Origin of the sequence: Acinetobacter bouvetii (assembly GCF_902753875.1) — a bacterium.
GTDB lineage: Bacteria > Pseudomonadota > Gammaproteobacteria > Pseudomonadales > Moraxellaceae > Acinetobacter > Acinetobacter bouvetii_A.
On record NZ_CADDTS010000039.1, the window covers coordinates 28569 to 41471 of the forward strand.

The 12903-nt window shown below is 45.5% G+C and carries 10 protein-coding genes; 7 read left to right on the top strand and 3 right to left on the bottom strand.

Going from position 1 to position 12903, the window contains the following annotated elements:
• The first annotated feature begins 52 nt into the window (after window positions 1-52).
• The 5 genes from hmpA to FB6_RS11535 all read left to right on the top strand — a co-directional run bounded on the left by hmpA (window position 53) and on the right by FB6_RS11535 (window position 4398).
• Window positions 53-1261, top strand: coding sequence for an NO-inducible flavohemoprotein (gene hmpA / locus FB6_RS11515; RefSeq protein WP_174560123.1), 1209 nt, complete (start codon window positions 53-55; stop codon window positions 1259-1261).
• 87 nt (window positions 1262-1348) lie between these two features.
• Window positions 1349-1792, top strand: coding sequence for an RrF2 family transcriptional regulator (locus FB6_RS11520; protein ID WP_174560124.1), 444 nt, complete (start codon window positions 1349-1351; stop codon window positions 1790-1792).
• Window positions 1793-1906: 114 nt separating this feature from the next.
• On the top strand, window positions 1907-2770 hold the full coding sequence (gene yihA / locus FB6_RS11525) for a ribosome biogenesis GTP-binding protein YihA/YsxC (protein WP_174560125.1): 864 nt from the start codon (window positions 1907-1909) through the stop codon (window positions 2768-2770).
• Window positions 2771-2919: 149 nt separating this feature from the next.
• Entirely contained in the window at window positions 2920-3864 is a 945-nt protein-coding gene (locus FB6_RS11530; RefSeq protein ID WP_174560126.1) for a metal-dependent hydrolase, read from the top strand.
• A 114-nt stretch (window positions 3865-3978) separates the two neighbouring features.
• Window positions 3979-4398: a VOC family protein gene (locus FB6_RS11535; protein WP_174560127.1), complete on the top strand. Its 420-nt coding sequence runs from the start codon at window positions 3979-3981 to the stop codon at window positions 4396-4398.
• On the opposite strand, the gene FB6_RS11540 is transcribed toward FB6_RS11535, so the two are convergent.
• Together FB6_RS11540 and FB6_RS11545 are read right to left on the bottom strand one after the other, a co-directional pair.
• Window positions 4395-5630 carry a dicarboxylate/amino acid:cation symporter gene (locus FB6_RS11540; protein WP_174560128.1) on the bottom strand — a complete coding sequence of 412 codons (1236 nt, stop codon included), beginning with the start codon at window positions 5628-5630 and terminating at the stop codon, window positions 4395-4397. The two genes, FB6_RS11535 and FB6_RS11540, sit on opposite strands and share 4 nt — an antisense overlap.
• A gap of 438 nt (window positions 5631-6068) precedes the next feature.
• Entirely contained in the window at window positions 6069-6941 is an 873-nt protein-coding gene (locus FB6_RS11545) for an acyl-CoA thioesterase (protein ID WP_174560129.1), read from the bottom strand.
• A gap of 292 nt (window positions 6942-7233) precedes the next feature.
• Here FB6_RS11545 and plsB point away from each other — a divergent pair, with 292 nt between their 5' ends.
• Window positions 7234-9807: a glycerol-3-phosphate 1-O-acyltransferase PlsB gene (gene plsB, locus FB6_RS11550; protein ID WP_174560130.1), complete on the top strand. Its 2574-nt coding sequence runs from the start codon at window positions 7234-7236 to the stop codon at window positions 9805-9807.
• 48 nt (window positions 9808-9855) lie between these two features.
• On the opposite strand, the gene FB6_RS11555 is transcribed toward plsB, so the two are convergent.
• Entirely contained in the window at window positions 9856-10659 is an 804-nt protein-coding gene (locus tag FB6_RS11555; RefSeq protein WP_174560131.1) for a sugar nucleotide-binding protein, read from the bottom strand.
• A 35-nt stretch (window positions 10660-10694) separates the two neighbouring features.
• Here FB6_RS11555 and recG point away from each other — a divergent pair, with 35 nt between their 5' ends.
• A complete protein-coding gene (gene recG / locus FB6_RS11560; protein WP_174560132.1) occupies window positions 10695-12740 on the top strand; it encodes an ATP-dependent DNA helicase RecG in 2046 nt (681 codons plus the stop codon).
• Window positions 12741-12903: the final 163 nt, after the last annotated feature.

Consider the following 12903-nt stretch of genomic DNA (forward strand, 5'->3'; position numbering starts at 1 on the left):
ATAAGATGTATTTTAAATACATCTTATAAATAACCGCCATGAGAGATCAAACATGACTCCGCAGCAAATTGACCTAGTAAAAGCAACAGTTCCTGTACTCCGTGAAAATGGCGTAGCCCTGACTGGTTATTTTTATAACCGCATGCTGGGCAATAATCCAGATCTAAAAGAAACGTTTAATATGGGGCACCAGCGCAGTGGTGCACAGGCGCAAGCCTTGGCAGGTGCCGTGCTGGCTTATGCTGAAAACATTGAAGATCCTTCTGTGCTATTACCTGTAGTTGAGTTAATCGCGCACAAACACGTTAGTCTGAACATTCAGGCACCTGACTATAATATCGTCGGTGAAAACCTGTTACATTCCATCAGTGAAGTGCTAAGCATTTCAATGGACGATCCGCTAATTGGCGCTTGGGCAGCAGCTTATGGTCAATTGGCAGACCTGTTCATCAGCACTGAAAAAGCCATTTACGATCAGCATCAACAAACCAAGGGTAGCTGGTTAGGCTGGCGCAATTTTAAAATTGCCAAAAAAGTGCAGGAAAGCAGTGAAATCACCTCGTTCTATCTTCAACCTGCAGATGGCGGTGCATTGCCGAAATACGAAGCTGGTCAATATATTTCAGTGCGTGTTTTCGTCGAAGAACTTGGCTTGAAACAGCCTCGCCAATATACGCTTTCAACCAGCCCACAAGCGGATTACTTACGCATCTCGGTAAAACGTGAAGATCAAAAAGGTGATTTCGTACCAGGCTGGGTGTCTAATACACTACATAGTCTGCCAGAAGGTTCTGAAATTGAAGTTTCTGCACCAACTGGTAATTTCTACCTGATTGATTCAAATAAGCGTAATGTGTTCATCAGTGGTGGTGTAGGCTTAACTCCAATGATTGCCATGCTGAATCAGCTGGTGACTCAGGACATGCCTCAACCTGTGACATTCATCCATGCTTGTCGTAGCAAACAAGTGCATGCGATGCATCAGCACATTCAGGATTTAAAAGCAAAATATCCGCGCCTTAGCACATTTACCGCTTATGAGTTCCCACATGCAGGCGACAAATTAGGTGAGGATTATGATGTTGCCGGTCGTCTGGACTTAAGCAGCCTCGATAGTGCATTGTTACCAGTCAATGCTGACTACTACCTGTGTGGTCCAATGCCATTTATGGCTGAACAGCAAAAGGCGCTGGTTGCTCGCGGTATTCCTGCTGAAAATATTCACAGTGAAGCGTTTGGCACAGGTGGCGTCAAGCACTAACCTGCAGCGTCAGCATAAAATAAAGAGAGGGTTAGTCTGGTTATGCTAGACTAGCCCTAATTTTTACTCAAAAACATCAGTATTATCATGCAACTGAATAAATTTACTGACTACGCCCTGCGCATTTTAATGTATATCGCCCAGCCGCGAGATATGCCTTATACCATTGCAGAAATTGCTCAGGACCTGCATGTTTCTCAAAACCATTTAGTGAAAATTGTGCACTTTATGGGTAAACAGGACTGGCTGATTACCACCCGTGGCAAAGGCGGAGGTATCCGGCTCAATCCGCAAGCGCTGGAACTGAATCTGGGTCAGATCGTGCGCATCCTGCAAGGTGAAAACCAGATTGTCGAATGCAATACCCCACCCTGCGTACTGCGTTCCAAATGTGGACTCAAAGGCATTTTAGATCAGGCTCTGGAACAATTTTATCTGAGTTTGGACCAATACAGCTTGGGACAAGTGTTAAATAACGCACCGGCGGCCAAATACACCACCCAGTCGCCCATCCAGATGATCAATCTTTAACACCTCATCTTGAATACTGCATTTTTAATTCCAGCTCTTTCGACTGCAAAATTCGCTTGCCTCAACGACTTCCTTTATAATGTTCGCTTGTAGATCATTTATTGAAGTTGAGTTATGCATCAGCACAGAGGAAAATCCAAAAACAGTAAGACAGCCCACGCGCCCAAGCAAAAGATCAGCTATGAGAAAAAAGTGGATCCTGCCATTACTGAGTACTCTGTTCGCGCGTTGAACTGGCTGCGTAAAGCTGAATTCTTAATGAGTGCGCCCAAGCTCAATCTATGTGTAGAAGACACCGGCTATGAAATTGCATTTGCCGGTCGTTCCAATGCCGGGAAATCCAGTGCTATCAATGCCTTGACCAATCAAAAGCAGTTGGCCCGCGCTTCTAAAAAGCCGGGACGCACGCAAATGATCAACTTCTTTAGCCTGGGCAATCCGGACCAGCGTCTGGTCGATTTACCCGGTTATGGCTATGCGGCCGTGCCTGAAGCAATGAAAATCGTGTGGCAAAAAGAACTGGAAAATTACCTGATTCATCGTGAGAGCTTACAAGGTTTAGTACTGCTGATGGATATTCGCCATCCACTGCAACACTTTGACATCATGATGCTGGAATGGGCCTATTCACGTAAGCTGTTTGTGCATGTGTTATTAACCAAATCAGACAAATTAAACCGCGGTCCTGCTTCCAAAGCGCTGCAAGAAGTCAAAGCGCAATTGAAAAAGATGAAACTGCAATTCTCTATTCAATTGTTTTCATCACTCAACAAGCAAGGTTTGGAAGAATTGGCCAGCGTCATGGCGGGTCGTTTGAACTTTACCCTTGAACAATCAACTGAGTTTGACCTGGATAGCATTCCTGAAGCTAGTGCAGATGATCTGGACGAACCCCTCGAATCTTTAGATGCCATAGAAGATGAGTGTGAGACCGAAATCGCTGAAGATGCAACCGATGAGAGCCGACAAGCCGATTAATCGGGGCTGATTGATCCAGATTGTCCGACCAAAATCATCATCAATTGATATTTCCGTGTCCTGTATTGCTAAACACAATGCAGGACATTTTTTTCATACTGAACCTGAATGCCGCTCGCGCCATAAATCAGAACAAAAAGGACAGTATGATGAAACTTCTCTCCCGTTTAAAAAACTCCAAAATCGCCTCATCGATTGCTTATCACATACAGCCGCGCAAGGTGAAATTTGAATGGCAGGACACCCCGGTCGACTGGATTCCCAATCAGCCCTATGTCAGCTATTTCATCAATGAAATTAATATGATTTTGCCGGCCGGTGAATTCTGGTTCTGCCGTTTATACAACAAGGTTCTGCCGCAAATTCGGGATGAAAAACTGAGACAGGATGTACAGGCTTTTGTGCGTCAGGAAGCGATGCATGCTCAGGCGCATAATTCTGCCAATAAAGAATATTTAACTGTGCGCAACATTGATATTCAGCGCAATCTGGATGTCATGAATTTCCTGTTCAACAAATTACTGGCAGATCAGTCCTTGGGTTTTAAAATCCCTAAACGGCTTGATCATCAATGGGACCTGTTCCGCTTGGGCATTATCGCGACCGTAGAACACATGACTTGCGTACTGGGCAAATACGCGCTCTATAATCAGGAATGGGAAAAACTGGGCGCTGACCCTTCGATGCTGGATTTGATTAAATGGCATGGCGCAGAAGAAATTGAACATCGTACCGTGGCATTTGATTTATATCGTCATTTAGGCGGTGGTTATATTGCCCGTTATTATTTAAGCCTGATTGTGATTGTAGCAGTGATTGGTTTATGGGTCGATGGAACCGCGCATCTGCTCAAGCAGGACCCGCGTTTTCAATCTATTCGCCCAGCGGTTTACAAACCGTGGATTTGGCGCGAATGGTATACGATTGCCCAGCGCGACAATAACTTGATGCCCAGTCCATTTTGGCTGGTGTCACAGCAGTTGGCCTATCTGATGCCGTGGTATGACCCTTTGCATGAAGCCAAAACGGAAGATGCTATTGCCTATCTCAATCACTCACCGGCAGCCAAGCGTGCTGTTCTCAAAGTGGCTTAAAGGCTTCGGGACTCTCCTTCCCCCATATACAATTTCACCACAGTAGGGCTTTAAGCCCTACCTTGCATTTGTTCTAAGATAAAAGGATATGAAAACAACAATAAGGATAACCGTATGCAAGCACGGATTTCAGTCATTACGCTTGGCGTGCGTGACTTGGAGGCTTTCCTGCATTTTTATCACGAAGGTTTGGGCTTTGCCAGTGAAGGAATTATTGGTCAGGAATTTGAATATGGCGCTGTGGCGTTTATTGAACTACAAGCCGGACTGAAACTGGCCTTATGGCCCCAAAACAGCATTCAACATGATACCGGACTGGAGCCTAGCGAGATGTGTCCAACCCAGATGACCTTGGGACATAATGTCTATAGCCCACTGGAAGTGGATCAAGTCTTGGCTCAGGCCAAACATGCCGGTGCCAAAATTATTAAACCTGCACAATCGACCTTTTACGGCGCTTATGCAGGTTATTTTCAAGACCTGGATGGTCATGTCTGGGAACTGGTGTTTAATCCCAGCTGGGAAATGGATTAATCGACTTGCGGCTCACGTGAATAACGATCCACCACTACGCTAATCATCATGTCACCCTGAACATTAACCACGGTGCGCACTGTATCCAGCAAGCGGTCGATCGGCAGCAAGATCGCAATGGCTTCCGCCGGTAGACCAACCGATTGCAGCACCATAATCATGGTCACCATGCCGGCACTTGGAATGCCGGGTGCACCGAGTGAGGCAATCATCGCGGTGGCACAAACAATCAACTGCTGCCCCAGACTCAAATCCAGCCCCATCAGGTTGGCAATAAACAGTGCCGCCGCCGCTTCATACAGTGCCGTTCCATCCATATTCAACTGAGTGCCCAAAGGAATAACAAAGCCCGCAGTTTGTGGACGGACCTTTAAATTTTCCTGCGCACATTTCATCGATAAAGGCATGGTAGCTGAACTGGAACTGGTGGCAAAGGCTGTGATTAAAGCCGCGCGGGTACCTCTAAAGAAGGTGATCGGACTCATCTTGCCAAAAATCCACAGCAGCAGAGGCAATACCACCGCGCCATGAAAAATCGTGGTGCCTGTCACCACGGCGGCAAACTCGGCCAAACGGCTTAAGACTGAAATATCTTCGGTTGAAATCAGTTTGACCAGTAATGCAAAAATACCGATTGGTGCCAGCTTCATCACCCAGCCGATCATCATCATCATGATGTCAAAAAATTGCAGGCTTAATTTACGCACACTACGGAAATTCTCTCCACCTTTGACCAGCGCCACACCAATCAACAAGGCAAACACCACCACCGCCAGCACATTGCCTTCGGCAAAGGCTTTAAAGGGATTGATCAGGGTATTTTGGATAAAGTTGCTAAAAAAGGACGATGGCGTCAAGGTATCCGGGGTTTGATGGCTGTTCATGGCATCCTGAAACATCACGATATCCACGCCCTTACCGACATCAAACAGATGCGCACAGCCAATACCCAAGATCAACGCTAAAGTCGTGGTGGTGACACAGCACAGCAGGGTAATTTTCCAGACCCGACCCAGTTGTCCACCCGCTTGCAAGTTCGACACCCCGACCACAATTGAACTGAAAATCAGCGGGATCAAGAGCATTTTCAACAAGCCAATAAAAATACTGCTGGCCAGTCCCAAACCATACAGACTGAAATCAAAGAATGCTGTATGGGGAAACAGATTTAACAGAAACCCGAAGGCCACGCCTAAAATGGCAGCAATCAATATTTGTGTATTTAAGCTCATCACGACATGCTTTTTATCATTAAGTCCTGTCAGGCACTATGCCATGGCAGATTTTGAGAATCGAGCAATTTTTTGTCACAAGTTCAGCATAAATAAGACAAAAGCATATTTTACCCTTTATCAGAATAAGCAATACCTAAAGCCGCAGATGGCATAAAATCTGCTTTTAATTCAGTTAGAATCTGTTGATAATTTGAGGTAATAGGCCGTTCACTTTTCATCAACAGAGCCTATCCTATTCAATAATTACAAGAGCACAACTATGAAAAAAATCATGCTTATCATCGCACTAATATTGAGTACTAGCACAGCCTTTGCGCATTCAGGTCATGGCTGCCATAAAGATGTCTCCGATGACATCCCGCATTGCTCATAAACCCATACAACAGCACAAAAAAACCGGATCACTTGTCCGGTTTTTTTATCAATTCTGAATGTTTATTGGGTTTCGATTTCACGCAAGCGAATCAAACCTTCCTGAGTGGTACTGCAAACCAACTCACCATTTTGCCACATACGACCGAAATTCAATCCACGTGAACTGGCACTAATAGTCGCTTCCATATCATAAAGCATCCATTCATCAACACGGAATGGCTTATGGAAATACATGGCATGGTCAATACTGGCACATTGCAAACTTGGGGAAATATAACTTAAACCATGTGGACGTAAGGCCGTGGTCATTAAAGTAAAGTCTGAATAGAACGCAGCAATAGCCTGATGCAAGGAAATCTCGTCGACCTCTGCTGTAATTCGGTCATGAGTGCGAATGTAATGTGCATAAGACGGTGCTTCAGGTTGAGGCTGAAACGGATTCATTGGCGTCACCGGGCGAATTTCCACATGACGGTCGCGCATAAAACTTGCACGCACATTCTCCGGTACAAATTCAACCAGTTGTGCTTTTAACTCAGCTTCATTTTTTAAATTTTCAACCGCAGGATATTCCGGCTCCGAAATTTGATAATTCAAACCTTCTTCAGGACTGGCAAAGGATATCATGGCGGTAAAAATCGTCCGCCCATGCTGAATGGCACGCACCTGACGACTGACAAAGCTCTTGCCATCACGCAGACGATCCACTTCATAAATGATCGGTGCATTGACATCACCACCATATAAAAAGTAGGCATGCAGTGAATGTGCAGGTCGATCAGCCGTATAGGATGCCGCACGTAAGGCCTGCCCCAATACCTGCCCACCAAAGACCCGCTTACCGACCAGATTACGGCTTTGACCTCTGTAAATATTTTCTTCAATTTTTTCAAGGCTAAGTAAATCAACCAGTTCTTGAGTTAAGGCATTCATAAGCGACCTATTATTAATGGGAGAAACCTAAAATACAGGCAAAATTTTAAATCAATCAGCAAAGCTATTTATTCCATTCTGCCACAAATCCCGACTATATCCCTAGAGTTAAGCTGACTGGTCTGTCACCTTATTTGTACTGAATGTCTTCTAAAAATACGATTTTTAACGATAAAATTTAACAATCAATATGCATTTTGTCAGAAAATGACATATTGTTTTCAATTACAATGATGCAAAACTATTTCCCCTCAGAAAATCTGTGGTTTCGGTCATTTAAGTAGGAGTATGTATGTCCAAGAGTGGCTTTGGTCAAATCTATCGCCAGCTTTCCAGTAAGCTGCTTGACCTGGTGGTAACCCCGCATGTTCTTGGTGAGGTTCCTACTGAACCGACTACAGAAATCAATTCCTCTACAGCGCAGCTCATCCAGCAAAAAGTGGTGTGCTATGTTTTACAGAATTATTCACGCAGTAATGCCCTGATTGTCGATGGCGAAACCCGTCGTCTGAAACTGTCACCCGCTTTAAACCCGTTGGTGGTCGGTGATCATAAGGAAAAAGCATCGGTACTGTTTTTACAGCATCATGATGAAAATAACCTGCTCAATCCTCCTCCGCATGCGTTTCCACCGCGCTTATTGCGTTTGATCGACATTCTGGAACATCATCCTCAAGTCGACATTGAACTGATTCCGGTGACCGTACTGTGGGGTCGTTCGCCTGATAAAGAAGATTCCTGGTTAAAACTCCTGTTTACCGACACTTGGGCAACGCCGGGTACAGTGAAACAGCTGGTTAATATTGGTCTGCATGGTCGTCAATCTTATCTGGAATTCCATGAAGGACAGTCCTTGCGTGCGCTGATCGATTTTGCACAAAAGACCCATCCGAACCTGTCGCCTGCGACTTATATTCTCAATACCTTAAATAACTATCTGGATGGGCAACGTGAAGTGGTGCTCGGCCCTGATCTTTCAGACCGCCGCAATGTCATGCATTCACTGATCAAAGCCAGTGATGTTCAGGATGCCATCCGCCGTGAAAGCATTCGCAGCAAAATCAGCATGATTGAGGCTGAACGTCGTGCCATTGGTTATTTGAATGAGATTGTCTCAGACTATTCACATTCGGCTGTGCGTTTTGCCGACATGGCTCTGACCCGTTTATGGACCCAGCTCTATGATGGTGTTGAAGTACATAACTTCAGTACCGTACGTGAACTGGCCAAAGATTACGAAATTATTTATACCCCGTGTCACCGCAGTCACATTGATTACCTGTTACTGTCGTATGTGATTTACAAACGCGGAATGATGGTGCCGTACATTGCTGCCGGCGATAACTTGAACATGCCTTTTGTCGGTCAGTTATTGCGTGGTGGCGGTGCGTTCTTTATTCGCCGTACCTTCCGTGGCAATGGCTTGTACACTACCGTGTTTAAAGAATACCTATTCAGCATTCTTTCCCGTAATACCCCACTGGAATACTTTATTGAAGGTGGCCGCTCACGAACCGGACGTTTGCTACCGCCTAAAACCGGCATGCTGGCCATGACGGTTCACGGACATTTACGTGGCCGTTCCAAACCGATCGTCTTTGTCCCGACTTATGTGGGTTATGAACGCCTGATGGAAGGTGCAACTTATGTCGGTGAAATGAACGGTAAGGATAAAGAATCCGAATCCATCATGGGCATTTTAAAAACCCTGCGCAAGATTGAGAAAATTTTCGGTAAAGTACATGTCAACTTTGGTGAGCCGGTTTTCCTCGATGACATGTTGAAAAAACATGGCGCAGAAAATATTAAAATTGCCAAAAATGATGATCCAATCCCGCAAGAAATTTCAGATGCTGTCAACAGTTCTGCCCATGCGATTTTGGAAAACATTAACCGCGCGGTGGTGATTAACCCGGTATCACTGCTTTCGCTAATTCTGCTGGCTACGCCTAAACATACGCTAGACGAAGAGATTTGCATCAAGCAGCTGGATGCTTACCGTAATCTGGTTACCGCCCTGCCTTATGATACTCGTACTCAAGTGACGCCACTTTCAGGCAAAGAAATTATTGCCTATGGCCTCAAACTAAAACTGATTAAACGCGTGAAGCATGTATTAGGCGATATCATTGCGATTGAAGACAATCAGGCGGTGTTGCTGACCTACTTTCGCAACAACATTCTGCATGCCTTTGTCTTGCCATCCCTGATTGCAGCTCTGGTGGAACACAACGGTTTAATCCGCCGTGGCGATTTGATTAATGTGATTCGCACCCTCTACCCATTCTTAAAAGCAGAATTGTTCTTAAAATGGCAAGATGAGGAACTCAAAGATCAAATCTGTGCCTATGTCGAAGCCTTGATTCAAGCCAAATTTATTTTTGAAGATATTGAAGGCAATCTGGTTTCCCCGGCACCTAATTCTGAAGATCATAACCAGCTGGTGGTACTTGCTGCCCCTGTAATGCAGAGTTTGGAACGTTACTACATGACTCTGGCTTTAATCACCCAGCGTGGTTCAGGCAATATCTCCACCCGTCAGGTCGAAGAACTCAGTCATCTGGTCGGTCAGCGTTTATCTGTGCTGTATGAATTTAACTCGCCGGAGTTCTTTGATAAATCCTTGTTCCAAAGTTTTATCAAAGTGCTGACTCAGCAAGGTTATATTCGTAACAATGAAGATAACGCGATTGTGTTTGATGAGAACTTCCAGAACGTTGCCCAATACGCCAATCTGGTGTTAGATGATGTGACCTTGCAAATGCTTCAGCACATTACTACCTTTAGTGATGAAGAGCTGAAGGAAGCTCTGGATGCAGTTGCAGCACAACAGGCAAAACGTCGTTTGAAACGGAAGAAGAAATAACAGCCTTAAAAGTTCCCCCTCCTTTAAAAAAGGAGGGGGAATTTTTTATCACTTTTCTAACATCTGCAAATAATCCCTAAAACAATCCTCATGTTCTAACTCAAATCCACTTTCACGTATCCGAGTCGCAAAAATCCGCTTCCCTGTTTCCTTCTGACTTTCCACAACCAGTTCAGGTAAATTGAGTTGCCTTTGAAACCACTGAATGATTTCATGCAAAGGGATAGGCTGATTATTGGTGCAAATATAAGATTTTTCAGGATGTTCCACGTGAATCACGTGTGCCAGAAAGCGGGCCAGATCATCAACATGAATCCGGTTAGACCAGTGAATTTGAGGATAGCTTTGGGTCGTTTCAGCCAACTTGATCATCCTCGCCACAGACGTGCCATAAATCCCAGTTGGACGAATGATTATGCAGCGTTCAGCGAAGGCTTGTTGGTAGAGCTGCTCCATCTTCCAGAGTAATTGCCCCTGCTCATCCACAGGTTGAATAGCTGATCCATCATCAATGCGCTCACCTGCATTTTCACCATAGACTCTGGTTGATGACACCACCACAATTCTTTGCACCGGGTGTGCCTTTAAGGCTTTAGCAATCGGAGCAACCGAATCGACATAAGTCTGTTGATAACCCTCTACAGTACTTTGTGATGGTGACAATAAAACATAGACCCAATCAATAGGCGGAAGTTTTGTTAAATCCAGCTGATGCACATCCTGAATCAGATGGGTTGCATAAGCATCAGTTTTCGGACTTTGGCTGATTGTGGTAATTTGGTGCCCTTGCTGAAATAATTGTTTAGCAACCCGGGTAGATGTTTTACCATAACCGATAAATAATATATGCATTAAGCACCTGATGATTTAACTCAAGTTGAGGGGACATGGCTGCAGTCCATCAATTGCAAGGGGTAGGCACTGCCTCTGCTGCATTACTGGAAAAACTGAATATTCTCACCACGGATGATTTACTGTTTCATCTACCGCGTGATTATGAAGATCGTAGCACGATCATCCCCATGAACCAATTGGTCGTGGGGCGCAGTTATTTGCTGGAAGGTCTGGTCAAAGGTGTCGATTTTCCGCCGGGCAAACGAAAATCCATGGCCATCCAGTTACAGGATGATTTTGGCAAAGTCACCTTGCGGTTTTACCATGTCTATAAAGCCCTGACTGATCGGGCCAAAGTCGGCAACCAGCTCCGCATCTTTGGTGAAGTGCGCGTCGGTGCCCGTGGTCTGGAACTGTATCATCCTGAAATTCAGCTGATTACTGAGCATACGCCGCTACCCAAAACCCAGCTCACCGCCATTTATCCCGCGACCGAAGGTTTAACTCAGCCCAAGCTGCGTGAATATGTCAAACAGGCTCTGAAACAGCATAGTGATGAGCTGCCTGAATTATTGCCAGAAAAATTTACCAATGGTTATGCGCTGAAACAGGCGCTGGAATATATTCATGAACCACCATTGAATGCCAATATGCTACAGCTGGCTCAAGGTTCCCATCCGGCCCAACAGCGGCTGATTTTTGAAGAACTGGTGGCGCATCAAATTAGCTTGTTATCTCGTCGTGCCTATATTCAGCAGATTGCCGCCCCTTCTTTTAGTCCAAGTCAAAATTTTGCCAAGCAGTTATTGGACAGTTTGCCGTTTAGTCTGACCGGCGCACAAAAACGGGTTTCCAAAGAAATTGTGCAGGACTTAAAACAGAACAAGCCAATGCTGCGTCTGGTTCAGGGCGATGTCGGTGCCGGTAAAACGCTGGTGGCCGGGGTGGCTGCCTGTCATGCACTGGAAGAAGGCTGGCAAGTGGCACTGATGGCACCGACAGAAATTCTGGCTGAACAGCATTATCTGAATTTTAAAAAATGGTTTGAACCATTGGGACTGAATGTGTCCTGGCTATCCGGCAAGCAGAAAGGCAAAGCCCGTACTGCGGCAGAACAAACCATTAAACAAGGGACGGCCAATCTGGTGGTGGGGACTCATGCCCTGTTTCAGGAAAATGTCGAATTCAGCAAACTCGGGCTGGTGATTATTGATGAACAGCATCGCTTTGGGGTCGATCAACGCTTGGCGCTTCGTAATAAAGGCGCCAATAACATGACCCCGCATCAGTTGGTGATGACTGCCACCCCGATTCCGCGCACGCTTGCGATGTCTGCTTATGGCGATCTGGATACCTCGGTGATTGATGAACTGCCACCGGGCCGAACCCCGATTCAGACCGTGACCATTCCTTTGGACCGCCGTGAAGAAGTGTTGCAGCGTATAGCGACTAACTGTGCCGAAGGCAAACAGGCCTATTGGGTATGCACGCTGGTAGAACAGTCAGAAACGCTGGATGCCCAAGCGGCAGAAGCCACCTTTCAGGAAATTAAGGAACGCTTTCCACAGCTCAACATTGGTCTGGTACATGGCAAAATGAAAGCCGATGAAAAGCAGGCCGTGATGCAGCAATTTAAAGACAATCAGCTGCAACTCCTGATTGCCACCACCGTGATTGAGGTTGGTGTGGATGTACCGAATGCCTCCATCATGGTGATTGAAAATGCCGAACGTCTGGGACTTTCACAGCTGCATCAGCTGCGCGGCCGGGTGGGTCGTGGTGCGACTGCCAGTTTCTGCGCCCTGCTGTATAAAAGTCCGCTTTCGCAAAATGGACAGGAACGGCTGCGAATTATGCGTGAAACCAATGACGGTTTTATCATTGCCGAAAAGGATCTGGAAATTCGCGGGCCGGGTGAATTGCTGGGTACCAAACAAACTGGCGATATGGGTTTTCGGGTGGCCAAGTTAGAACGCGATGATCATTTACTGAATCAGGCCCATTATGTCGCACAGCAAATCTTAAAAGATTATCCTGACAATGCCGAAGCCTTGTTAAAACGCTGGTTGCCTGAAGCTCCACGCTATGCCTACGTATAGTAGAGTAGTTTCAAAAAATAGATTTAATCATCAATAGATGTTTTCCAGACATCAAAAAATGCTCAATATTAGATTTTTTAGATCAGCATAGCCCCATTTGATAAATTTCATTTTGATGTCTTCGTGTAGGCAATACCTCTACTTTTGAAAGGTCAAAATGAGG

What these genes read in the sequence shown, in the direction of transcription:
- recG (WP_174560132.1), top strand. Translation starts at nt 10,695, where the DNA reads ATGGCTGCAGTCCATCAATTGCAAGGGGTAGGCACTGCCTCTGCTGCA.
- FB6_RS11545 (WP_174560129.1), bottom strand. Translation starts at nt 6,941, where the DNA reads ATGAATGCCTTAACTCAAGAACTGGTTGATTTACTTAGCCTTGAAAAA.
- FB6_RS11530 (WP_174560126.1), top strand. Translation starts at nt 2,920, where the DNA reads ATGAAACTTCTCTCCCGTTTAAAAAACTCCAAAATCGCCTCATCGATT.
- FB6_RS11520 (WP_174560124.1), top strand. Translation starts at nt 1,349, where the DNA reads ATGCAACTGAATAAATTTACTGACTACGCCCTGCGCATTTTAATGTAT.
- FB6_RS11555 (WP_174560131.1), bottom strand. Translation starts at nt 10,659, where the DNA reads ATGCATATATTATTTATCGGTTATGGTAAAACATCTACCCGGGTTGCT.
- hmpA (WP_174560123.1), top strand. Translation starts at nt 53, where the DNA reads ATGACTCCGCAGCAAATTGACCTAGTAAAAGCAACAGTTCCTGTACTC.
- FB6_RS11535 (WP_174560127.1), top strand. Translation starts at nt 3,979, where the DNA reads ATGCAAGCACGGATTTCAGTCATTACGCTTGGCGTGCGTGACTTGGAG.
- plsB (WP_174560130.1), top strand. Translation starts at nt 7,234, where the DNA reads ATGTCCAAGAGTGGCTTTGGTCAAATCTATCGCCAGCTTTCCAGTAAG.
- FB6_RS11540 (WP_174560128.1), bottom strand. Translation starts at nt 5,630, where the DNA reads ATGAGCTTAAATACACAAATATTGATTGCTGCCATTTTAGGCGTGGCC.
- yihA (WP_174560125.1), top strand. Translation starts at nt 1,907, where the DNA reads ATGCATCAGCACAGAGGAAAATCCAAAAACAGTAAGACAGCCCACGCG.